We start from the raw sequence: 20,598 nt of genomic DNA, 5'->3' as shown, positions 1-20,598 counted from the left end.
GGTGAGCGTCACCTCCGAGACCCCGAGGCGACCGGGTCCCTTCCTGCTGACCTGGTACGCCGTCGCCCAGCTGGGCATGTCCATCGCCCTGCTGGCGCTGTTCATCGTCTGGGTGGTCGGCGGGGTGCTCGCCGTGCTCTGGGTGGGCCTGGTGATCCTGGTCGCGGCGATCCCGGCCACCCGCGCGATCGCGAACGTGCACCGGAGGATGGCCGCGCGGACGCTCGGCAGCCCGGTGCCCGACCCGTACCGGCCGGCGCCCGGAGGTTTCTTCACCCGGCTGCGCGCCTATGCGGTCGACCCGATGACCTGGCGCGACCTCGTGTGGATGCCGGTCGCGTTCGTCGCGTCGTTCACGATCAACCTGGTCGTCGTGATCCTGGCGCTGGGCGTCGTCACCTGGTTCATCTGGTGGTTCGCGACGCCCTGGCTGATGCGGGCGCGGGCCTCGGTCGACCGGTGGTTCCTGGCGTACAGCAGGACCGAGCGGCTCGAGCAGCGGGTGCAGCTGCTGACCGAGACCCGGGCCGACGCGGTCGACCACTCCGCGGCCGAGCTGCGGCGCCTGGAGCGCGACCTGCACGACGGCGCCCAGGCCCGGCTGGTCGCGCTGTCGATGAGCCTGGGCATGGCCGAGGCGGCGTTCGACACCGAGGACCCGGAGCAGGCGCGCCAGCTGGTCCGCGACGCCCGGGCGACCACCACGGCCGCGATCGGCGACCTGCGCTCCGTGGTCCGCGGCATCCACCCGCCCGTGCTCGCCGACCGCGGGCTGTCCGGCGCCGTCGAGGCGCTCGCGCTCGACATGGCCGTCCCGGTGACGGTCGACGCGCGGCTGCCGGGACGCCCGCTCGCGCCCGTGGAGTCGGCGGTCTACTTCGGGGTCGCTGAGTGCCTCGCCAACATCGGCAAGCACTCCGGCGCCCGCAACGGCTGGATCACGCTGCGGCACGAGGACGGTGTCCTGCGCGCCGTCGTGGGCGACGACGGACGTGGCGGTGCCGATCCGGGCGCCGGAACCGGCATGCTGGGGGTCATGCGGCGACTGGCCGCCTTCGACGGCACGCTCAGCGTCTCGAGCCCGGCCGGCGGCCCGACGATCATCACCCTGGAGGTTCCGTGCGACTTGTCCTCGCCGAAGACCACGCCCTCCTCCGGGCCGGCCTGATCCAGCTCCTCGAGGGCAACGGCTTCACGATCCTCCACGCGGTCGACAACGCGCCCGCCCTCGAGCAGGCGCTGCTCGACCCGGCTGCCGAGGCCGCCGTGCTCGACGTACGACTGCCGCCGACGCAGACCGACGAGGGCCTGCGTGCCGCGATCGCCGTACGCGCGGCGCGGCCGGGGTTCCCCGTCATGGTGCTCAGCCAGTACGTCGAGCAGCTCTACGCCCGCGAGCTCCTCGCCAGCGGCGTGGGAGCGGTCGGCTACCTGCTCAAGGACCGGGTGTCCGACGTCGCCGAGTTCGTCGACGGCGTACGACGCGTCGCTGCGGGCGGCACGGTGCTGGACCCGGAGGTCGTCGCGACCGTGATGGCGCGGCAGCGCGAGGAGCCCCTCGAGCGGCTCACCCCCCGCGAGCAGGAGGTGCTCGGGCTGATGGCCGAGGGCCGCTCCAACGCGGCGATCGCCGCCCACCTGCACGTCACCGAGAAGGCCGTCGCCAAGCACATCAACAGCATCTTCACGAAGCTCGACCTGCCCATCGACGAGGACGACCACCGCCGCGTGCGGGCCGTCCTCGCGTGGCTGCGGGTCTGAGTCAGCGCCGCCGCGCCATAGCCCCGGCGGGGTCGCACGTCCGGGTGAGCCGAGCCGAGCGAGCAGAGCCGGGCGAGACATCTCCGCGCCACCCCGGTGGAGCGACCTGATCCGGTCGACCCTGCGTCGGTGACCCCGCTCGTGGGACTACTGCCGACCCACCGGCCCACCGTTCACTGGTCGCCATCAGACGGCATCCGGGCCTCGGCTCGCTGCGCAGAGAGGACTAGTGCGATGACGCAGGCGTCAACGGAGTTCGAGGACGAGCTCGAGATGGAGGACGAGTACGAGGACGAGGCCTTCTTCGGCGGGCTCGCCAAGATCGCCGGCTCCCTGCTGGGCGAGGAGGAGCTCGAGTTCGAGGACGAGCTGGAGGGCGAGTTCGAGGACGAGTTCGAGTACGAGCTCGAGTCGGAGTTCGAGGACGAGTACGAAGGCGAGTACGAGCTCGAGTCGGAGTACGAGGCCGAGTTCGAGGACGAGTACGAAGGCGAGTACGAGCTCGAGGACGAGTACGAGTCGGAGGACGAGTACGAGGGTGAGTACGAGGACGAGGCGGAGCTCGAGGCCGAGGAGGAGTTCTTCTTCAAGAAGATCGGCCGGGCCTTCAAGCGTGGCCTCCCGATCTTCAAGAAGATCGCCAAGATCGCCGGCCCGCTGGTCGCGACCGCCGTCGGTGGTCCGGCCGCCGGCATGCTGGCCCGGGCCGTCACCTCGCAGCTCGAGGGCGAGTTCGAGGACGAGCTCGAGTCGGAGCTGGAGGAGATGGCCACCGCACCCGTGAGCGCCTCCCAGGCCGAGGCCGAGTACCTCGCCGCCCGCGCCGCCGCGACCGAGTCCGAGTCGGAGGCCGAGAGCTTCGTGAGCTCGGCCGTCACCATGACGATCACGCCGCGCGACCGGCGCGAGCTCGAGCTGCTGCTGCCCAACCTGCTCCGCGGGGCGTCCGCGCTGACCAAGATGCTGCACCGCAGCCCGGCCAGCCGGCCCGGTGTCCGCCTGGTGCCCGGCATCGTCGGGTCGACGGCGAGCACGCTCGCCCAGATGCAGGCGTCCGGACGGCGGATCCGCCCCGAGGACGTCGGCGCCGTCATGGCCGGGAGCGCCCAGCGGGTGCTGTCCGACCCGCGCTGGCAGCGGGCCGTCGCCCGCAGGCACGCCCGCGGCCTGGCCCACGTGCACCACCGCCGGCACCGCAGGGCCGGGGTCCGTGGCGGGGTCCGCCGCGTCGGCCGCGGTGGCTACCGCACCGGCTACCGGACCGGCGGCCCGCGCCGGGTCACCCGCGGTCCGGTCCGCACCGGACGTCGTCCGGCCACCGTGACGCGCCGGCCCAGCCACGTGCACACCCAGCGCGCCGGCACCCGGGTCCAGCGACCCCGTCCCGGTGTCGTCCGGGTGGTCACCCCGGTCCGCGTGCCCGCCCGCAACGGGAAGCCCGCTCGCACGATCAAGGTCGTCAGCGACGTCAAGGTGCCGCGCGGCGCCGTGCCGACCGGCCGTCCGGTCGGGCTGACCGCCAAGAAGCGCCGCTGACCACCCACCCGCACGACGAGAGAGATCCCGATCGGAACCAGGAGTCGACATGACCACGTTGAACCACCGCTATCCCGCCATCCAGGGCGAGTTCGAGGACGAGTACGAGCTCGAGGACGAGTACGAGCTCGAGGAGGAGTACGAGGACGAGGCCTTCCTCGGCGGACTCGCCAAGATCGCCGGCTCCCTGCTCGGCGAGGAGGAGTACGAGGACGAGCTCGAGGGCGAGTTCGAGGACGAGTACGAGGAGGAGGCCTTCTTCGGCGGGCTCGCCAAGATCGCCGGCTCCCTGCTCGGTGAGGGTGAGTACGAGCTCGAGGGTGAGTTCGAGGAGGAGGGCGAGTACGAGTTCGAGTTCGAGGCGGAGGCCGAGGCCGAGATGGAGTCGGAGCTCGAGCTCGAGGACGAGTTCGAGGACGAGGCCGAGGAGGAGGCCGAGGGCTTCGTCAACCCGGTGCGGCGCATCTACCGCGACGCCGAGTCGATGGCGCACCTCGCCGTACGCGCCGAACGCGCGCAGAGCGAGGCCGAGGCCGAGGCGTTCATCGGCGCCCTGGTGCCCATGGCCGCCAAGCTCATCCCCCGCGCCGCCAAGCTGATCTCGCGCAACGCCCCGACCCTGGTCAAGGGCGCGAGCCGGATCGTGCGGCAGCTGCGTCGCTCGCCCCAGGGCCGCAAGCTCGTGCGCGGCCTGCCGGTGGTGCTCCAGCGCACGGCGCAGAGCCTGGCCGACCAGGCCGCCAACGGTCGCGACATCGACGCGAGCACCGTCGTGCGCACGCTGGGCACGATGACCGGCCGGGTCCTCGGCCCGCGTCGTCGCCGGCGCGCGATCCGCGCCGTGAACACGTTCGACCGCCGCTGGCAGCGGCGCGCGCAGTGGCAGCGGGGCCGCGGTCGCGGCCGCCGGCCGTACCGCATCCACGGTCGCGGCGTCCGCCGCCCGGGCTACCGCGCTCCCGTGCGCCGCCCGGTGAACCGGTCCATGGCTCGGCGGAGCAACCGCCGTGTCCGCCGTTAGCGTGCGGGCGGTCCGTCCCGTGCCCGTCGCCCGGGTGCGGAGGACCGACCCCGCACCCGGGCGCACCCCGATCGCCTCGTTCACGACCGGCCAGGGCGTCAACGTCCGCAGGCACCTGGAGGCGCTGCGCGACTTCCGCCGCACCGAGTTCGGTACGTCGATCGCTCGGCCCTCGGAGGGCCACATCCAGGCGGTCAACGAGCTGCTCGAGCGGCTGCGCCGCCCGCTGGAGCGGGCCGTGGTCGACGTCGAGCGGGCCGGCCGGCAGGCCGCCCGCAACCCCGGCTCGGCCGACCTGTCGGAGCTGCTGCGTCGCAAGGCGAAGGCCCACGACTGGGTCCGCGCGACCGAACGCGTGTGGGACTTCTACTTCGAGCTCTTCGGCCAACGCCAGGGCACCTTCGGCGAGTGGCTCTACGCGTGCGACAAGATCGCGCTCGACTGCTACCAGCACGTGCACATGCACCTCGGCAAGGCCCGCTCGATCCCGAGCCCCGCGCCGTTCGCGTACATGCGGACCGGCTTCTCGCCGGCGACGTACCGACGCAACATCCCGCTGCGCAAGCTCGGCCGCCAGCTGAACCCGTTCCCGCTCGTGCAGCTGCCCTACCACCGGATGGTCAACCCCTGGACGATGGGCGCGGTCCTGCACGAGGTCTGCCACAACCTCCAGAACGAGCTGGCGCTCGAGGACGAGATCCCGCGCTCGGTCTACCGCACGCTGCGGGGCGCCGGGCTGCCGAAGTCGGTCGCGAGCACCTACGCCCGGTGGAACCGTGAGATCTTCGCCGACCTGATGGGCTGCATGCTCGGCGGCGAGGCGTTCGTCGCGTCGCTGATGGACGTCATCGGCCGCAGTCCCGAGCAGGTGCTGGCCTTCTCACCGCACGGCGTGCACCCCACGCCGTACCTGCGCACGGGCCTGTCCACCCACCTGCTGCGCCGGATGGGCTTCGACCAGATCGCCGGCGACTACGACCGGCTGTGGCGCAAGCTCTACCCGTCGACGGCGGGCACCACGATCCCGCGACAGATGCTCGCCACCCAGAAGGACGCGGCGCAGCTCGTCGTGGACGCGATCTGCTACACGAAGTTCCCGTCCGTGGGCGACCGCACGCTGCGTCAGGTGATCACCTTCGAGCCTCGCCAGCAGGCGATGATCGAGGAGGCCGCCGGGCGGCTCGCGAAGGGCATCGACCCCGGCGTGGTCCCCGAGCGCTTCCTCATCGGCGCCGTCAGGATCGCCGTCGACCGCGGGCTCTGCCCGCCGGAGACCGCGATGCGCAACTTCTACTCGGGACTGTCGGGGAGCTGACGCCATGACCATCAGCATCGCGCTCCAGCAGCTCCGCGACTCGACCGGACGCCTGTCCGAGGCCGTCACCGAGCTGGTGATGATCGCGCACGAGGACCGGCCCGACGACAGCGAGGTCGCGGCCGTCGACCACCTGGCCGAGCAGGTCTCCGAGCTCCAGTCGGCCGTCGTCACGGCCGGTCGCGGGCTCGCAGGCATCGAGGGCCCGGCCGCGGTCGCGGCCCGGATGCCCCTGGTCGACGCGGCGCTGGCGGCCGCCTCGCTCTGCTACTGGCGGGACCTGCGCTCGTACGCCGCCACCTCGGCCATGCGCCAGGTCGCGCGTCGAGGTGCCGCCGACTGGCGGGCCTGGCAGGTCAGCATCGAGCAGTCCCAGCAGCGGTGCGAGCAACCGCTCGACGAGGCGGCCGCCAGCGCCCGGACGGTCTGGCTCGAGCTGGCCGAGCTGGTCTCGCTGTGGCTGTCCCACCCACCCACGATCGACGCCGGTGTCCCGGCTTCGGAGAACACGGCATCGCAGAACACGGCATCGCAGAACACTAGGAGGAGCACATGAGCTCGAAGTCAGCCACCATCCCCGTCGTCGATGTCGACCAGGCCTTCCCGGCACTGGTGGGCACCTCGATCGGGACCACCGCCGTGGCGCCGTACGACCAGGGCCCGACGGTTCGCGCGGCGATCCGGGACGTGCTCGGCGTGCGGAGCCGTGAGCAGGACCCGAAGGCGTTCACCGACGCCCTCACCGCGGCGTTCCGGCTGGTCCGGGTCGAGGGCCACGTCGAGTCGCAGTTCGTGCCGCGGGGCTACGCCATCCAGGCCGACCTCGGTGCGGTCACCGGCGGCCAGGCGTCGCTCTACCGCCGGGCGTCGATCGCCCGCACGGAGATCCTGCGGATCCTCGACGGCCTCACGCCGTTGCGCGTCGACGGCGACCTCGACGACATGGACGCGTACCGGACCATCGTCCGCAACGCGGTCCAGAGCCTCGTCGACGAGATGGGGGCGCCGGGCGGTCCGCGGATCGGCATGGTCGACGCCTACTTCACCGGCCTCACCGGCGCCGAGCACGGCGACACCCCGGACACCATCGGCGGCCAGCTCGGTGCCCTGCGCGACCGCTTCGGCCTGATCGACGACAACGTCAACACGATCGAGGAGGAGGGGCTGCGGACGGCCTTCTGGACGCTCGTCGACATGGTCACCGACCTCAACGACGCGTGGGACGCGCAGAGCGACCACTTCGCCGGCGGCGACGGCACCGGCTTCCTCGGCACCGAGCTGATCCTGCTCTCGCGACTGATGGAGGCCGCGTCCGACCAGGTCGACGAGCTCGAGCACATCCTCGACTCGGTGCTGATCCCGCACTCGGAGCGGCAGACCATCCGCCTCCACGACGCCACCAACCTCACCCTCGACGGGCTGCTGACGTGGCTGCACACGTTCCTCACCGACGAGGGCCGGCGGCTCGCCCAGGACGCCGGGCGCGACGGCATCGTCTCGGCGCTGGCGCCGACCGCGGTGGCGCTCGCCCAGACCTTCCAGCGCTTCCTCGCCGACCCGATCGTGCCCTGCGAGCCGCGTGACGGCCGGGTCCCGATCCGCTACCTGCCCGCCGGCTGCTGCCAGCGCTGGCCGGCCGGCATGTTCGCGGCCCGCGTCGCGATCGCCGTCTCCAGCCTGTGCCGGCTGCTCATGGAGCTGGCGCGGCGCGCGCAGCGGGTCGGCCGGTACGCCGGGGTCGTCGTCATCGACGTCACCGTGTCCGAGATGTACAACTCGGTCGACGACGGCGTGCAGTCCCGCGCGGCGAACGTGGAGTTCCGCGGCCTGAACATGCGGCCGTCGTACATCCCGGCGTTCGTGCGGCAGGACGCCCGCGCCCGCGGCCGCAGCTGCTGCACGGCCGAGGAGCTCACTCTCGACGACCTGGTGCTGCCGATGGACCTGTCCGCCACGGCCGACGGCGAGAGCATCTCGGCGACGTTCCGCTACGAGGCCGTCAGCCAGGTCGTCGGGGAGGCCGGCGTCGAGGTCAGCCTCCAGGGCGCGGTGCTGCCGGCGTCCGACGTCCCCATCGCGATCCTCGACCTCGAGAGCGGCCGGGTCGTGCACGCCCCGTGGCCCGCGACGTGGCCCCGCCTGACGCGGGCCGACCGGCCGCGGCGCTTCGAGGACCGCGGGCCCGAGAAGGAGGAGTCCTGGAAGGTCGCGGACTACGAGTTCCGCAGCAGGTCGGTGCCCTTCCCCGACGACCTCGACGACGACCTGGACGACGACCTGGACGACGTGGACGACGACGGGCTCGGCGAGCCCGGCGCGTTCCGCGTCGCGAGCGACTACCTCAAGGACGCCCGCGAGGTGGCGAGCGGCCTGGTCGCCGAGGCGAGGATCCACTACGCCCGGCTCCAGGCGACGGTGCAGCAGGAGCAGGAGATGCAGGCGAAGGCCCAGGTCACCAAGCAGGTCCTCGACGACGAGATCGACGGGCACAAGGTGGCGCTCGCCAAGCCCGGCCTCTCGAAGAGCAAGCAGTCCGAGCACCGGGCCGCGGTCCAGCGGCTGCAGCGCAAGGCACGGCAGGCGGACAAGGACCTCGCCGACCTCACGAAGTCGGCCGACCACACGCAGGCCGAGATGTACGCCGTGGGCACGCAGGTCGACGCACTGGCCTCGATCCTCGAGCGCACCAGCGGAGCCCACGACATCGTCGACCGCACAGTGAAGGAGCACTGAGATGCTGACCGAGAAGGACTACCAGGAGCGGATCGACCGGATCCACGCCCTCCGCGAGCAGGTCGCCGACCGGCTCTCCGGGAGCCTCGTCTCCAACCCGGCGCTCGCCGAGGAGCTGAACGGCCAGATCGACGACCTCGTCGACGCCGCCACCCGCGCCGACCACGACGCCGGCGCGCCGCCGGACCGCGGGCTCGCGGCGCTGGTCGGCATCGGCCCGGACGCGGCCCAGGAGTTCGGCGAGACGCTGACCACCCAGGGCGTCACGCCGTACGACGACAACGTCAACTCCGAGCGGATCGTCGCGGTCGGCGACCTCTACTACCTCTACCAGCACGAGGCCATCGGGGTCTTCAAGGTCGTGCAGAAGCTCAAGGAGCTCTTCGAGAGCGGCGCCGTGCGGCTCTCGTCGGGGCCCGGCGCCTACCGGCTCTACCAGTTCGACCGGCGCGACGTGCTCCGCTACACCCGCAAGGACCGGCACGACGCCTACCGCCGGGTGCTCGGCTACGGACGGGGGCTCGGGTCGGCGCAGAGCCGCCCGAACACCGACTTCCACATGCTGTTCGGACACTTCGTCAACCAGGTCACGCTCTTCTGGCGCGACAAGCGGATCTCGGACGTGATCCGGGAGCGCGCGCTCGACCCGAGCTTCGGCTCGATCGCCGTCGTCCGGCGGGCCGGGCTCGACCTGCGCAACAACCTGAAGTTCACCTCGTTCGGTCACCTGAACGTGCTGCGCATCGAGGTCATGCAGGTGCTCGAGGAGTGCTTCCGGATCCTGGGCTCGGAGGACGTCAAGGACCTCTTCGGTGCCGACAACGCGTGGGACGTCGTGGACGAGGTCCTGATCCGCTACTTCGACGAGCGGCTCCAGAGCTCGCCCCGGCAGCGGATGGCGGTCACCGGTCGCGAGGTGCTGCGCTGGCTCTCCGGCCCGCACATCCTGGAGACCGGCCGCGGCGAGTTCGAGACCATGCTGATGGACATCGCGGAGCCCGCGGAGGAGTGGCTGACGTCGGCGCAGGCGATGACCCTGGCCCGGCGTACCGGCTCCGACCGGGTGCTCCCCTGGGAGACGCTCGGCCAGTCCGGCATCGCGGTGCCGGTCAACGAGCGGAGCCCGCTCACCGTCCCGCCGTCGTTCGCCCAGCCGCGCCGGATGGCGCCGCCGGTCTATCCGCGTCGTGGTGGTCGGGGGACCTACCGCGGCAGTCGCGGTGGCGTGCCGCGCCGCCGGCGCTGACACCGACCTGCGATGGACGGGCGGCTCGGGGCGGTGCGCGCCGCGGCGGCACGCAGCGCCCCGACCGCCCTGGTCGAGCTCGAGGCCTGGCTCCGCATCCCGTCGGTCAGCGGCGACCCCGCGCACACCGACGACGTCGACCGGGCGGCCCTGTGGGTCGCGCGCCGGCTCGGTGCAGGCGGCGCGACCGTACGCCGCCTGCACGCGGCGGCCGGTCCCGTCGTCGTGGCCCGCACACCCGGTCACGGTGCGGGTACGACGGTCGTCTACGGCCACCTCGACGTGAAGCCGCCAGGGCCCGGATGGACCACCTCACCCTTCCACCCGACGCGGCGCGGACACCGGCTGCAGGCGCGCGGCGCGAGCGACGACAAGGGCCAGCTGATGTCCCACCTCGTCGCCCTGGCCGCGTGGACCCGGGCCGGCGGACCGCCGGGCGACGTCGTCACGGTCGTCGACGGCGCCGAGGAGGTCGGCAGCCCCGGCCTGGCCGCGGTGCTCGCGCGTGAACGACGGGGCCTGCTCGCCGGTCCCGTCTCGGGCGCCGTCGTCGTGGACACCCGCGCCGCGGGACCGGGTCGCCCCACCGTCACCGTCAGCCAACGGGGTGCGGTCGGGCTGCGTCTCGTCGTCGACGTCGGCGGTCGTCCGGTGCACGCCGGCCGGCTCGGTGGTGCGGTCGTCGATCCGTCGCTGGTGCTGGCGCACCTGCTCTCGCGCGCCGGTCGCGTGCTCGCCACCGTGCCCCAACCGGGTGGTGCCCGACCACCCGAACCGACTACGGCGGCGATCCGCGCCGCCGCCATGGGTCGTGCGGTCCATGCCGATGACCCGGTCGGTCGCGCGACGCGGCGCGGGCTGCTGTCGGTGACCCGGCTCCGCGCCGGCGCGGCGGCCGGCGCCGTACCCACCCTCGCGGAGGCGCTCGTCGACGTCCGGCTGCCACCGGGCGTCGCACCTGCCGCCGTCCTCGAGCGCCTCGAGCGCGCGCTGCGACGCGAGCTGCCCCCCGGCGTACGGCTCCGGTTCGAGCCCGGACGCGGCGAGGCCGGGCTCGTGATCTCGCCGTCGCAACCCGTGCGCGCCGCGGTCGACGCCGCCTGTCGCGCGGCGTACGGCGTGCCGGCGACGTCGTCGGCGTCCGGCGGCTCGATCGGCGCGGTCGGCGTGCTGCGGCAGGTGCTCGGTCAGGATCCGGTGCTGCTCGGGCTGGCGCCGGCCGACGACGGTGCGCACGGTCCGGACGAGTACCTGGACCTGCGCGAGTGGCCCGCCCAGGTCGACACGCACGTGGTCCTCCTGGACCGGGTTTCTGCCGTCGGAACCCCCCGATCAGGCCACGGAAGGCGACCGTTCTCCTCTGCTACCGTCCAAAGACTTGCGGCGTCGGGGGAACGGAAAGCACAGCGACTCTCGGGAGTGACATGACGGTCCGACCTCGTCTCGGCGACCTGGTTGCCGACGCGCTGCCGGTCCCCGCACCGCGGTCGGCGGACGTCGACCGCGAGCGGCTCGCACTGCTGCTGCGCGAGGTCGGCACGCTGGTGCGCGAAGGCGGCTACGAGACCGACGAGCGCGAGGGCGTGCTGCTCGACGTGACCGTCGGGCGCGTCCGCTGCCTGCTCGTGCAGCAGGAGCCCGCGCTCCGCGTCACGCTCTCACCGCGCGAGCGGCAGATCGCGATGATGGTCGCGCACGGGCGCACCAACCAGGCGATCGCGACGTCGCTCGAGATCAGCGTGTGGACGGTGTCGACGCACCTGCGCCGCATCTTCGCCAAGCTCGCCGTGTCGAGCCGCGCCGAGATGGTCGCCCGGCTGCTCGCCGACCACGACTACTCGCCGCTGGTCGCGCCGGACCACTAGAGCAGGAGCGCCCGGACCGCGTCGCGGGCTGCCGTCGGGTCGGCCGCGGAGAGCGCCGCCTCCGCGGCCTCCTCGCAGACGTCCATGGTCGCCGTCGCGAGCCGCGCACCCACAGGTCGTACGGCGGCCGCCGCCATCGACAGCGACGTGATGCCCATGCCGACGAGCACGCAGGCCAGGAGCGGGTCGGCGGCGGCCTCGCCGCAGACGCCGACGGGCTTGCCGGCCTGCCGGCCGGCCTCGGCGGTGATCGCGATCAGCTGGAGCACGGCCGGCTGCCACGGGTCGGTGAGGTGGGCGAGGTCGGTGGCCATCCGGTCGGCGGCCATCGTGTACTGCGTCAGGTCGTTGGTGCCGATCGAGAGGAAGTCGACGACCTCGAGCATCCGGTGCGCGAGCAGCGCGGCGCTCGGCACCTCGACCATCACGCCGGCCGTCAGCCCGCGCTCGTGCACCTTGGCCGCGAAGTCGGTGGCCTCGGCGACGGTGGCGACCATCGGAGCCATCACCCACGCCTCCGTGCCGGCCTCCTTCGCCGCCTGCGCAACGGCGTCGAGCTGTCGGTCCATCAGCCCGGGGTTGTCGAACGAGAGCCGCAGCCCGCGCACGCCGAGGGCGGGGTTCTCCTCGCCGTCGAGGGTCGCGTAGGCGACCGGCTTGTCCGACCCGGCGTCGAGCGTCCGCACCACGACGTAGCGGTCCGCGCCGAAGGCGTCGAGCACCTCGCGGTAGATCGCGGCCTGCTCGTCGACGCTCGGCTCCTCCTTGCGGTTGAGGAAGCTCAGCTCGGTGCGGAAGAGGCCGACCCCCTGGACCGGCGCCTCGGCCGCGGTGCGCGCTGACGCGCCGTCGGCGACGTTGGCGAGGATCTTGACCGGCACGCCGTCGGCGGTCCGGCCGGGTCCGTTCCAGGTGGCCAGGGCGGCCCTGCTCTCGGCGTCGGCCGCGGCCCGCGCCTCGGCGTCCTCGGGGTCGATCTCGACCGCTCCGGAGGCGCCGTCGACCAGCAGCCGGGTGCCCTCGGCGATCGTCATCGCGCCGGCGACCCCGACCACGCACGGGATGCCCAGCTGGCGGGCGATGATCGCGGTGTGGCTGGTCGGGCCGCCGCGCTCGGTCACCAGCGCGAGCACGAGCGCCGGGTCGAGGCCGGCGGTGTCGGAGGGCGCGAGGTCCTCGGCGACCAGCACGCACGGCGTCGTCGGGACGCCGACCCCCGGCTCCGGCTCGCCCACCAGGTGGGCGGTGATCCGGCGCTCGATGTCGCGCAGGTCGGTGACCCGCTCGGCCATCAGTCCGCCCATGCCGGTGAACACGGTGACGAACTGCTCGACCCCCGCGTGCACCGACGCCAGCAGGTCGTCGCCGCCGCGGAGGTGCTTGCGCACCGCGCCGCGCAGGCCCGAGTCGCGCGCCAGGCCAGCGCTGGCGGTCAGCACCTTGGCCGCGTCACCGGTGACGCCGGACGCGCGGCGTACGAACCCCTCGGCGACGGCACCGGCCGCGGCGTCGTAGGCCGCCAGCGCGGCGTCGACGTCGGCGTACGCCGACCCGTCGAAGGCGGCGACGGCGTCCGGGGAGATCTCGGTGCGGACCACGACGGCCGCCCCATGGGCGATCCCGGGGACGACCGGCGTGCCGCGGAGCAGGGAGGGGGTGCTGGTGACCATGCTCACAAGTAAACGCTCGGCGCGCTTGACAGTCAACACATTCGGGCGTAAAACAACAGATACAAAGATCGAAGGGGGCTGACCGCAATGTACGCCGAAGAGCGCCAGCAGGCTATGGCCCAGCTCGTCACCGAGCGCGGCCGGCTGTCGGTCAACGAGATCTCCGAGCGCTTCGACGTCACCACCGAGACGGTGCGCCGCGACCTGTCCGTCCTCGAGCGGATCGGCCTGGTGCGCCGGGTCCACGGCGGCGCCGTCCCCGCGAGCTCCCTGGCCGTGATCGAGTCCGGGCTCGGCGAGCGCGACCAGGCCAACACCGCCGAGAAGGAGCGGGTCGCCAAGGCCGCCCTCGAGCAGCTGCCGCCCGCCGGAGGGACGGTGCTGCTCGACGCGGGATCGACGACCGGTCGCTTCGCCCAGCTCCTCCCCCGCGACCACCGGCTCACGATCGTGACCCACGCCGTCCCGATCGCGGCCCGGCTGGCCGGCCTGCCGCACATCGACCTCCACCTGCTGCCGGGCCGGGTGCGCAGCACCACCCAGGCCGCGGTCGGCGCCGACACCATCACCGCGCTGGAGCGGCTGCGCGTCGACGTCGCCTTCCTCGGCACCAACGGCATCACCGCCGACCACGGGCTCTCGACGCCCGACCACGACGAGGCCGCCGCCAAGCGCGCCATGGTCGGCGCCGCGCGACTGGTCGTCTGCCTCACCGACTCCAGCAAGGTCGGCGCGGAGGCGGCGATCCGGTTCGCGACGCTCGAGCAGGTCGACGTCCTCGTCACCGACGACGGGATCGGTGACGATGAGCGCGAGAAGTTCGAGGCCGCCGGGCCACAGGTCGTGATCGCGTGATCGTCACCTTCACGGCGAACCCCAGCCACGACCGGACCGTGCACCTCGGCGGTCCCCTCGAGCGCGGCGCCGTGATCCGGGCGGACTCGGTGACCTCCCAGGCCGGCGGCAAGGGCGTCAACATCTCGCGGGCCTCGGTGGCCGCGGGCGTCCCCACGCTCGCCGTCATCCCGGCCGCCAAGGACGACCCGTTCGTCCACGAGCTGCTGGCCGCGGGCATCGACTGCCGGCCGGTCCACCACGACGGCACCCTGCGCGTGAACCTCACCATCACCGAGCCCGACGGCACCACCACCAAGCTCAACAGTCCCGGCCCCGAGCTGACCCCCGGCGTACGCCTCGAGCTCGGCGACGCCCTGTGCCGCCGCGCCGCGACGGCCGACTGGGTGGTGCTCGCGGGCTCGCTGCCTCCGGGCACGCCACCCGAGTGGTACGCCGAGCTCGTCGTCGCGCTGCGCGACACCGGCGCCCGGATCGCCGTCGACACGAGCGACGCCCCGCTGCGCGCGCTGGTCGACCACCTTCCCGCCGCCGCCCCTCATCTGATGAAGCCCAACGGCGAGGAGCTCGCCTCCTTCACCGGCGGCCAGGCCGACGTGCTGGAGTCCGACCCGGTCGCCGCGGTCGCGGCCGCCCGCACGCTCGTGGATGCCGGGGTCGCGACCGTGCTCGCGACGCTCGGCCCGCACGGCGCCGTCCTGGTCACCGCCGACGGCGCCTGGTGCGCCACTCCCCCGGAGACGACCGTGGTCAGCACGGTCGGCGCCGGCGACTCCAGCCTCTTCGGCTACCTGCTCGGCGAGCTCCAGGCCCGCGAGCCCGACCAGCGCCTCGCACTCGCAGTCGCGTACGGCAGCGCCGCCGCCGGACTGCCCGGGACGACCATCCCGCAACCCCACCAGGTACGACCCGAGCTCGTCTCCGTACGCAGCCTCGACATCATCTCGGGAGAGTGAGCATGTCCGACCTCATCACCGCCGACCTCGTGCGCCTCGACGCCGATCTGGGCACCGACAAGCACGATGCGATCAGGGCGCTCGCCCGGGTCGCCGACGAAGCGGGTCGGGCGACCGACGTCGACCAGGTGGTCACCGATGCCTTCGAGCGCGAGGCCAAGAACCCGACCGGGCTGCCGGGCGGCATCGCGATCCCGCACTGCCGCACGGCCGGCGTCGAGGAGCCCACCCTCGCCTTCGCCCGGCTCGCCCCGAAGGTCGACTTCGGCGCCAAGGACGGCCCGGCCGACCTGGCGTTCCTGATCCTCGCCCCCGAGGGCGGCGGCAACACCCACCTGCAGCTGCTCACCAAGCTCGCCCGGTCGCTGGTCAAGGCGTCGTTCACCGACGCCCTGCGGGCCGCACAGACCCCGCAGGAGGTCGCCGACCTGGTCAACGAGGTCGTCGGCGAGGCTCCCGCGGCGGCTGCCCCCGAAGCACCAGCCGCCGCCCCGGCCGGCCGCCGTCATCTGGTCGCCGTCACCGCGTGCCCGACCGGGATCGCGCACACCTACATGGCCGCCGAGGCGCTCGAGGCCGCCGCCGAGCGCGCCGGGGTCGACCTCCAGGTCGAGACCCAGGGCTCGGCCGGCGCCAAGCCGCTGGCAGCGACGACCATCGCGAACGCCGAGGCCGTGATCTTCGCGGTCGACGTGGGTGTGCGCGACCGCGGCCGGTTCGCCGGCAAGCCGCTCGTCTCGTCGGGCGTCAAGCGCCCCTTCGACCAGGCCGACCAGATGATCGCCGAGGCGCTGCGCCACGCCGACGACCCGAACGCCCCGCGCGTCGAGGGCGACGGGGGTGGCTCCGAGGAGTCCGCCGACGGCTCGACCGGCGAGAGCTGGGGCGGCCGCACTCGCCGGGTCCTGATGACCGGTGTCTCCTACATGATCCCGTTCGTCGCCGCCGGTGGCCTGCTGATCGCGCTGAGCTTCCTCCTGGGCGGCTACGAGATCGTCGGTCCGTACGGCGACATCGCCGTCAACAACACGTTGTTCGACCTGCCCGACCCCCAGGCGCTGGGTCTCGACCACGCGCTCTTCGGCTCCGGGCTCGCGGCGTACATCGGTGCGCTGTTCTTCATCATCGGCAAGACGGCGTTCTTGTTCTTCATCCCTGCGCTCGCCGGGTACATCGCCTACGCCATCGCCGACCGACCCGGCATCGCGCCGGGCTTCATCGTGGGCGGCCTGGCCGCCAACGTCTTCCTCGTCAACGACGGCAACGGCACCGACCTCCCCGCCACCGGTTTCCTGGGTGCGATCGTCGGTGGCGTCCTCGCCGGCCTGATCGCGCACTGGATCTCGGGGTGGCAGGTCCCGACGTGGATGCGCGGACTGATGCCGGTCCTCGTCATCCCGCTGCTCACGTCGATCTTCGCCGGCCTTCTCATGATCATCGTGTTCGGCAAGCCGATCGGTTGGTTGATGGACCAGCTGAACGACGGCCTGAACTCGCTGAGCGGAAGCTACGCCGTCGTCCTGGGCGTGATCCTGGGCCTGATGATGGCCTTCGACATGGGAGGCCCGCTCAACAAGGTCGCCTACAGCTTCGCCGTCGCGGGCGTCGGAGGCGCCGCGCTCGCCTCCGACGCGCCCGAGCTGCAGATCATGGCGGCCGTGATGCTGGCCGGCATGGTGCCGCCGATTGCGCTCGCGCTGGCGACGGTCGTACGTCCGGGCCTGTTCACCGTCGCAGAGCGGGAGAACGGGAAGGCCGGCTGGCTCCTCGGCGCCTCGTTCATCACCGAGGGCGCGATCCCGTTCGCGGCCGCCGACCCGCTGCGGGTGATCCCGGCCATCATGGTCGGCTCTGCGGTCACCGGCGGCCTGTCGATGGCCATGCACGTCGCCGTACGAGCCCCGCACGGCGGGATCTTCGTCATCTTCGCCGTCGACCACGTCATCGGCTATTTCATCGCCCTCGCTGCCGGCGTCGTCGTCGGTGCGATCGGCGTCATCGTGCTCAAGTCCCTCGGCCGGGAGCCGGCCACCCAGTCCGCCGACCGCGAGCTCGCGGCCGTCTGAGAAGGAGAACCACATGCCCAGCAAGACCGTCGCCGTCGGCTCGTCCGTCGGCCTGCACGCCCGCCCCGCCCAGCTCATCTCCGAGGCTGTCGAGGAGCTCGACGTCGAGGTGCTGCTCGGGATCCCCGGCGACGAGCCGGTCGACGCCAGCTCGTCCCTCCTGATCATGACCCTGGGCGCCGGCCCCGGCGACCTGGTCGAGGTCAGCAGCGACGACCAGGCCGCCCTCGACGCGATCGTGGCGCTGGTCGAGAAGGACCTCGACGCCGAGTAGTCAGCGGTTCCGCAACGCCAGGTAGACGGCCCGGACGCCGACGGCGCGCTCGAGCTCACGCACGACGCTGCCGAAGAACTGCTCGCGGTACGCGTCGTCGGTCACCGTCGACACCGTCAGGTAGAGCCCGGAGAACGCGGCCAGGAACGTCGAGACCTGCACCAGGGCCCGTGAGGTGGTGAACTTCGGGTCCGTCTGCCACGCCTCCATCACGTTGCCGGTCATGATCAGCGTCCCGAAGAGCATCAGGAACGCGAAGACCGACAGCGAGAGCAGCAGCACCTGCACGACCTGGACGATCATCAGGACGAGGATCAGGTTCCAGCGCTCGTAGCCGCTGACCTCGGCGTACGACGCCGGGTCGGCGTCCGGGTCGTCGACCAGCTCCTGGCAGGCGTCGGCGAGCGGGGTCTTCGCGCAGGTGCGGAGGAGGAACGCGTCGTCGACGTCGTCGTCGGCTCGGTCCACCTCCTCCGGCAGCCGGACGAAGAGGAAACCCACGGCGAGCGCCGCGAACAGCAGCACCACGAGCCAGAGCGAGCCGACGGTGAGGTTGCCGCCGACCTGCCACATCTCGGTGTTGATGAAGAGGAACGTGATCGCGAGCAGCAGCAGCGGCAGCGCCCGGGTCGTCATCGGGAGCAGCAGCCGCACGCTGCCCGAGGTGCGGCTGAGCGCCCAGCCCACGATCGGGCGGGCACGCAGTGCGGTGAGGGCGTACCAGAGCGCCGCAAGGAGCACGATCGCCAGCAGCACGCCCGGGCCGGCGCTGATCTCGTCGGAGAACCACGCGAGCCCCACGCCGGCGGCGACCGCGACCAGGCCGACCCCGACCAGCAGCGGGAGCGTTCGTCCCGGCCGCAGCGCCGCGCGCACGGCGGCCCGCTCGGTCGGCACGAAGTAGGGCAGGCCGTGCCGCTGGAACCACACCTCGGCCGCGGCCAGCGGGTCGGCGGGCTCCGGGTTCATCGGACCAGCAGCTCGCGGGCGCGGTCGACGTCCGCCGTCATCTGCTCGACGAGCGCCTCGACCGACTCGAACGCGACCATGCCGCGCAGCCGCTCGACGAAGCTGACCTCGACCTCCACGCCGTACAGCTCGAGGTCGGTGCGGTCGAGCACGTAGCTCTCGACGCGTCGGTCGCGCACACCGTCGAAGGTCGGGTTGGTGCCGACGCTGATGGCGGCCGGGTAGGTCTCCCCCGTGTCGAGGCGACGCAGCCAGCCCGCGTAGACGCCGTCCGGCGGTGCCGCGGTCATGGCGTCGGTCGGCACGTTGGCGGTCGGGAAGCCGAGACCGCGGCCGCGCTGGTCGCCCTGCACGACGACGCCGCGCACGGCGTACGGCCGGCCGAGCGCCTCGGCGGCGCCGGCGACGTCACCGGCGGCCAGGCTCATCCGCACGTACGTCGAGGACCACACCTGCGGGCCCCCGTCGAGCGGGATGCCCTCGGCGACGAAGCCGAGCCGCGCGCCGGCCTCGCGCAGCGTCGCGACGTCACCGGCGGCGCGGCTGCCGAAGCGGAAGTTGGCGCCGACGACCACGGCGGTGGCGTGCAGGCAGTCGACCAGCACGCGCTCAATGAACTCCTCCGGCGACCAGCCCGCCACGTCGCGGTCGAAGGGCACCGCGAGCACCGCGTCCGCGCCGGCACCGCCGAGCAGCTCGGCACGCACCTCCAGCGAGGTGAGCGTGGTCGGGGCGTGCTCGGGTCGCAGCACGGCCATCGGGTGCGGGTCGAAGGTGACCGCCACGACCGGCACCGACCCCTGGTCGGCGAGCTCACGGGCCCGGGCCAGCACGTGGCGGTGCCCGAGGTGGACCCCGTCGAAGTTCCCGATCACGACGGTGGTCGGGCCGAGGTCACCCGGGACCTCGTCGAGGGAGCGCCAGATCTGCACGCGCGACACCCTATCGAGCGGGCTGGACGAAGACCGCGACAGCCTTGGCCGTCTCACCGCGAGGCTCGTAGAGCGCGAGGAACTCACCGTCCGGCGCGAACACCGCGGTGAGCCCGTCGAGGTCGATGTCGAGGGCCCGGCCCACCCGTACGTCGGCGGTCTGGTCGTCGTCCAGGTCCCGGCTCGAGAACGCGGCGCGGGCGGCGTCCGCGATCGGCATCAGCGCAAAGGAGTCGCCGAGCTCGTCGAGGGTCCGGGCGCTCGCCAGGTCGTAGGGGCCGACCGCCGTACGCCGCAGCGCCGTGAGGTGGCCGCCCACCTCGAGACGGGCGCCCAGGTCGCGCGCGATCGCGCGGATGTAGGTGCCGCTGGAGCAGCGGACCGAGACGTCGAGGTCGACGGTCTCGCCCTCGACGCGGACCTCGTGGACGGTCAGCTCGTGCACGGTGACGGGCCGCGCCTTCAGCTCGACCTCCTCGCCGTCGCGGACGCGCTGGTAGGCGCGCTTGCCGTCGACCTTGATCGCCGAGACGGCGGTGGGCACCTGGAGCAGGTCACCGACGAAGTCGGCGGCCGCCGAGCGGATCGTCGCCTCGTCGAGGCCGGCGGCCGAGACGGTCGCGGTGACCTCGCCCTCGGCGTCGTCGGTCGTCGTCGAGACGCCCAGGCGGATCGTGGCGTCGTACCCCTTCTCCGTGAGCATCAGGTGCCCCAGGAGCCGGGTCGCCCGGTTGACGCCGAGCACCAGCACGCCGGTCGCCATCGGGTCGAGCGTGCCGGCGTGGCCGACCTTGCGGGTGCCCGCCAGCCGACGGACCCGGGAGACGACGTCGTGCGACGTCATGCCCGCGGACTTGTCGACGACGACGAGACCGGACTCAGTCATCCTCGTCGAGCTCGTCGTCCTCGACGATCTCGCGTGGCTTCTTGTACGGGTCCTCGTCGCCGGCGTACGACGCACCGCGCTGGGCGGCGACGGCGTCGTCCTGGGCCTTGGCCCGGGCGAGCACCTCGTCGAGCTGGCGTGCCGACTCGGGCAGCGCGTCGGCGATGAAGGTGAGCGTCGGTGCCGTGCGGGTGCCGAGCTGCTTGGCGACCTCGGCACGGATCAGACCCTTGGCCGACTCGAGGGCCGCTGCGGTGTTGGCCAGGGCCGCCTCGTCGTCGCCGGTGGCGTCGAGGACGGTGTAGAAGATCGTGGCCTGCTGCGAGTCGCCGGTGACGCGGACGTCGGTCACGGTGACGAAGCCGAGCCGCGGGTCCTTGATCCGACGTTCCAGCATCTCCGCGACGATGACCTGGATCCGGTCGGCGATCTTGCGCACGCGTGGGTTGCTCATGTCTCTTTCTTACTCCTAGACGCCAGACGGCGCAGTCCCCGAAGGGACTGCGCCGCCTG

General features: G+C 72.8%; 19 protein-coding genes. 14 read left to right on the top strand and 5 right to left on the bottom strand.

Going from position 1 to position 20,598, the window contains the following annotated elements; all coding sequences use genetic code 11:
• Nucleotide 1 precedes the first annotated feature (1 nt).
• From ACFPYL_RS10295 to ACFPYL_RS10250, 10 genes are all read left to right on the top strand, one after another.
• On the top strand, nt 2–1,168 hold the full coding sequence (locus tag ACFPYL_RS10295; RefSeq protein ID WP_379153542.1) for a sensor histidine kinase: 1,167 nt from the start codon (nt 2–4) through the stop codon (nt 1,166–1,168).
• Nucleotides 1,120–1,761 carry a LuxR C-terminal-related transcriptional regulator gene (locus ACFPYL_RS10290; RefSeq protein ID WP_379153540.1) on the top strand — a complete coding sequence of 214 codons (642 nt, stop codon included), beginning with the start codon at nt 1,120–1,122 and terminating at the stop codon, nt 1,759–1,761. The genes ACFPYL_RS10295 and ACFPYL_RS10290 overlap by 49 nt, the downstream gene beginning before the upstream one ends.
• Nucleotides 1,762–1,995: 234 nt before the next feature.
• Nucleotides 1,996–3,297: a hypothetical protein gene (locus ACFPYL_RS10285; protein ID WP_379153538.1), complete on the top strand. Its 1,302-nt coding sequence runs from the start codon at nt 1,996–1,998 to the stop codon at nt 3,295–3,297.
• Between the two features lie 49 nt (nt 3,298–3,346).
• Nucleotides 3,347–4,318 (top strand): hypothetical protein, encoded by a 972-nt coding sequence (locus ACFPYL_RS10280; protein WP_379153536.1) that lies wholly within the window; start codon nt 3,347–3,349, stop codon nt 4,316–4,318.
• Nucleotides 4,305–5,633, top strand: a complete 1,329-nt coding sequence (locus tag ACFPYL_RS10275) for a hypothetical protein (RefSeq protein WP_379153534.1) — start codon at nt 4,305–4,307, stop codon at nt 5,631–5,633. Before ACFPYL_RS10280 ends, ACFPYL_RS10275 begins: the two co-directional genes overlap by 14 nt.
• 4 nt (nt 5,634–5,637) lie before the next feature.
• Nucleotides 5,638–6,189 (top strand): hypothetical protein, encoded by a 552-nt coding sequence (locus tag ACFPYL_RS10270; RefSeq protein ID WP_379153533.1) that lies wholly within the window; start codon nt 5,638–5,640, stop codon nt 6,187–6,189.
• On the top strand, nt 6,186–8,366 hold the full coding sequence (locus tag ACFPYL_RS10265) for a hypothetical protein (RefSeq protein ID WP_379153531.1): 2,181 nt from the start codon (nt 6,186–6,188) through the stop codon (nt 8,364–8,366). Before ACFPYL_RS10270 ends, ACFPYL_RS10265 begins: the two co-directional genes overlap by 4 nt.
• 1 nt (nt 8,367) lies before the next feature.
• The gene (locus tag ACFPYL_RS10260) at nt 8,368–9,612 is read left to right on the top strand and encodes a hypothetical protein (protein WP_379153529.1); all 1,245 of its coding nucleotides are present in this window, start codon (nt 8,368–8,370) and stop codon (nt 9,610–9,612) included.
• Nucleotides 9,613–9,624: 12 nt separating this feature from the next.
• The gene (locus ACFPYL_RS10255) at nt 9,625–11,040 is read left to right on the top strand and encodes a M20/M25/M40 family metallo-hydrolase (RefSeq protein WP_379153527.1); all 1,416 of its coding nucleotides are present in this window, start codon (nt 9,625–9,627) and stop codon (nt 11,038–11,040) included.
• Nucleotides 11,037–11,477, top strand: coding sequence for a helix-turn-helix transcriptional regulator (locus ACFPYL_RS10250; RefSeq protein WP_379153525.1), 441 nt, complete (start codon nt 11,037–11,039; stop codon nt 11,475–11,477). Before ACFPYL_RS10255 ends, ACFPYL_RS10250 begins: the two co-directional genes overlap by 4 nt.
• Here ACFPYL_RS10250 and ptsP read toward each other — a convergent pair.
• Nucleotides 11,474–13,147: a phosphoenolpyruvate--protein phosphotransferase gene (gene ptsP, locus ACFPYL_RS10245; RefSeq protein WP_379153523.1), complete on the bottom strand. Its 1,674-nt coding sequence runs from the start codon at nt 13,145–13,147 to the stop codon at nt 11,474–11,476. The genes ACFPYL_RS10250 and ptsP overlap by 4 nt on opposite strands.
• An 87-nt stretch (nt 13,148–13,234) precedes the next feature.
• Here ptsP and ACFPYL_RS10240 point away from each other — a divergent pair, with 87 nt between their 5' ends.
• From ACFPYL_RS10240 to ACFPYL_RS10225, 4 genes are read left to right on the top strand one after another with little or no spacing between them, the layout of a single operon-like run.
• On the top strand, nt 13,235–14,002 hold the full coding sequence (locus ACFPYL_RS10240) for a DeoR/GlpR family DNA-binding transcription regulator (RefSeq protein ID WP_379153521.1): 768 nt from the start codon (nt 13,235–13,237) through the stop codon (nt 14,000–14,002).
• Nucleotides 13,999–14,958 (top strand): 1-phosphofructokinase family hexose kinase, encoded by a 960-nt coding sequence (locus tag ACFPYL_RS10235; RefSeq protein WP_379153519.1) that lies wholly within the window; start codon nt 13,999–14,001, stop codon nt 14,956–14,958. The genes ACFPYL_RS10240 and ACFPYL_RS10235 overlap by 4 nt, the downstream gene beginning before the upstream one ends.
• Before the next feature lie 2 nt (nt 14,959–14,960).
• Nucleotides 14,961–17,024, top strand: a complete 2,064-nt coding sequence (locus ACFPYL_RS10230) for a PTS fructose transporter subunit IIABC (RefSeq protein ID WP_379153517.1) — start codon at nt 14,961–14,963, stop codon at nt 17,022–17,024.
• A 13-nt stretch (nt 17,025–17,037) separates the two neighbouring features.
• Nucleotides 17,038–17,298: an HPr family phosphocarrier protein gene (locus ACFPYL_RS10225; protein WP_379153515.1), complete on the top strand. Its 261-nt coding sequence runs from the start codon at nt 17,038–17,040 to the stop codon at nt 17,296–17,298.
• On the opposite strand, the gene ACFPYL_RS10220 is transcribed toward ACFPYL_RS10225, so the two are convergent.
• Genes ACFPYL_RS10220 through rbfA form a run of 4 tightly spaced genes read right to left on the bottom strand, consistent with a single transcriptional unit; the run spans nt 17,299 to nt 20,539 of the window.
• Nucleotides 17,299–18,267 carry a hypothetical protein gene (locus tag ACFPYL_RS10220; RefSeq protein WP_379153513.1) on the bottom strand — a complete coding sequence of 323 codons (969 nt, stop codon included), beginning with the start codon at nt 18,265–18,267 and terminating at the stop codon, nt 17,299–17,301.
• Entirely contained in the window at nt 18,264–19,199 is a 936-nt protein-coding gene (locus ACFPYL_RS10215; RefSeq protein ID WP_379153511.1) for a bifunctional riboflavin kinase/FAD synthetase, read from the bottom strand. The genes ACFPYL_RS10220 and ACFPYL_RS10215 overlap by 4 nt, the downstream gene beginning before the upstream one ends.
• A gap of 10 nt (nt 19,200–19,209) precedes the next feature.
• A complete protein-coding gene (truB, locus tag ACFPYL_RS10210; protein WP_379153509.1) occupies nt 19,210–20,085 on the bottom strand; it encodes a tRNA pseudouridine(55) synthase TruB in 876 nt (291 codons plus the stop codon).
• On the bottom strand, nt 20,078–20,539 hold the full coding sequence (gene rbfA / locus ACFPYL_RS10205; RefSeq protein WP_379153507.1) for a 30S ribosome-binding factor RbfA: 462 nt from the start codon (nt 20,537–20,539) through the stop codon (nt 20,078–20,080). Before rbfA ends, truB begins: the two co-directional genes overlap by 8 nt.
• Nucleotides 20,540–20,598: the final 59 nt, after the last annotated feature.

The organism is Nocardioides hankookensis (assembly GCF_042658885.1).
Lineage (GTDB): Bacteria > Actinomycetota > Actinomycetes > Propionibacteriales > Nocardioidaceae > Nocardioides > Nocardioides hankookensis.
Note: the sequence above shows the minus strand (reverse complement) of the source record. Positions and strands in the feature narration are given on the sequence as shown.

Excerpts from the sequence above, each read along its gene's own strand:
- ACFPYL_RS10265 (WP_379153531.1), top strand. The coding sequence starts at position 6,186 with ATGAGCTCGAAGTCAGCCACCATCCCCGTCGTCGATGTCGACCAGGCC.
- ACFPYL_RS10230 (WP_379153517.1), top strand. The coding sequence starts at position 14,961 with ATGTCCGACCTCATCACCGCCGACCTCGTGCGCCTCGACGCCGATCTG.
- ACFPYL_RS10225 (WP_379153515.1), top strand. The coding sequence starts at position 17,038 with ATGCCCAGCAAGACCGTCGCCGTCGGCTCGTCCGTCGGCCTGCACGCC.
- ACFPYL_RS10270 (WP_379153533.1), top strand. The coding sequence starts at position 5,638 with ATGACCATCAGCATCGCGCTCCAGCAGCTCCGCGACTCGACCGGACGC.
- ACFPYL_RS10240 (WP_379153521.1), top strand. The coding sequence starts at position 13,235 with ATGTACGCCGAAGAGCGCCAGCAGGCTATGGCCCAGCTCGTCACCGAG.
- ptsP (WP_379153523.1), bottom strand. The coding sequence starts at position 13,147 with ATGGTCACCAGCACCCCCTCCCTGCTCCGCGGCACGCCGGTCGTCCCC.
- ACFPYL_RS10255 (WP_379153527.1), top strand. The coding sequence starts at position 9,625 with ATGGACGGGCGGCTCGGGGCGGTGCGCGCCGCGGCGGCACGCAGCGCC.
- ACFPYL_RS10280 (WP_379153536.1), top strand. The coding sequence starts at position 3,347 with ATGACCACGTTGAACCACCGCTATCCCGCCATCCAGGGCGAGTTCGAG.
- truB (WP_379153509.1), bottom strand. The coding sequence starts at position 20,085 with ATGACTGAGTCCGGTCTCGTCGTCGTCGACAAGTCCGCGGGCATGACG.
- rbfA (WP_379153507.1), bottom strand. The coding sequence starts at position 20,539 with ATGAGCAACCCACGCGTGCGCAAGATCGCCGACCGGATCCAGGTCATC.
- ACFPYL_RS10260 (WP_379153529.1), top strand. The coding sequence starts at position 8,368 with ATGCTGACCGAGAAGGACTACCAGGAGCGGATCGACCGGATCCACGCC.
- ACFPYL_RS10285 (WP_379153538.1), top strand. The coding sequence starts at position 1,996 with ATGACGCAGGCGTCAACGGAGTTCGAGGACGAGCTCGAGATGGAGGAC.
- ACFPYL_RS10250 (WP_379153525.1), top strand. The coding sequence starts at position 11,037 with ATGACGGTCCGACCTCGTCTCGGCGACCTGGTTGCCGACGCGCTGCCG.
- ACFPYL_RS10220 (WP_379153513.1), bottom strand. The coding sequence starts at position 18,267 with ATGAACCCGGAGCCCGCCGACCCGCTGGCCGCGGCCGAGGTGTGGTTC.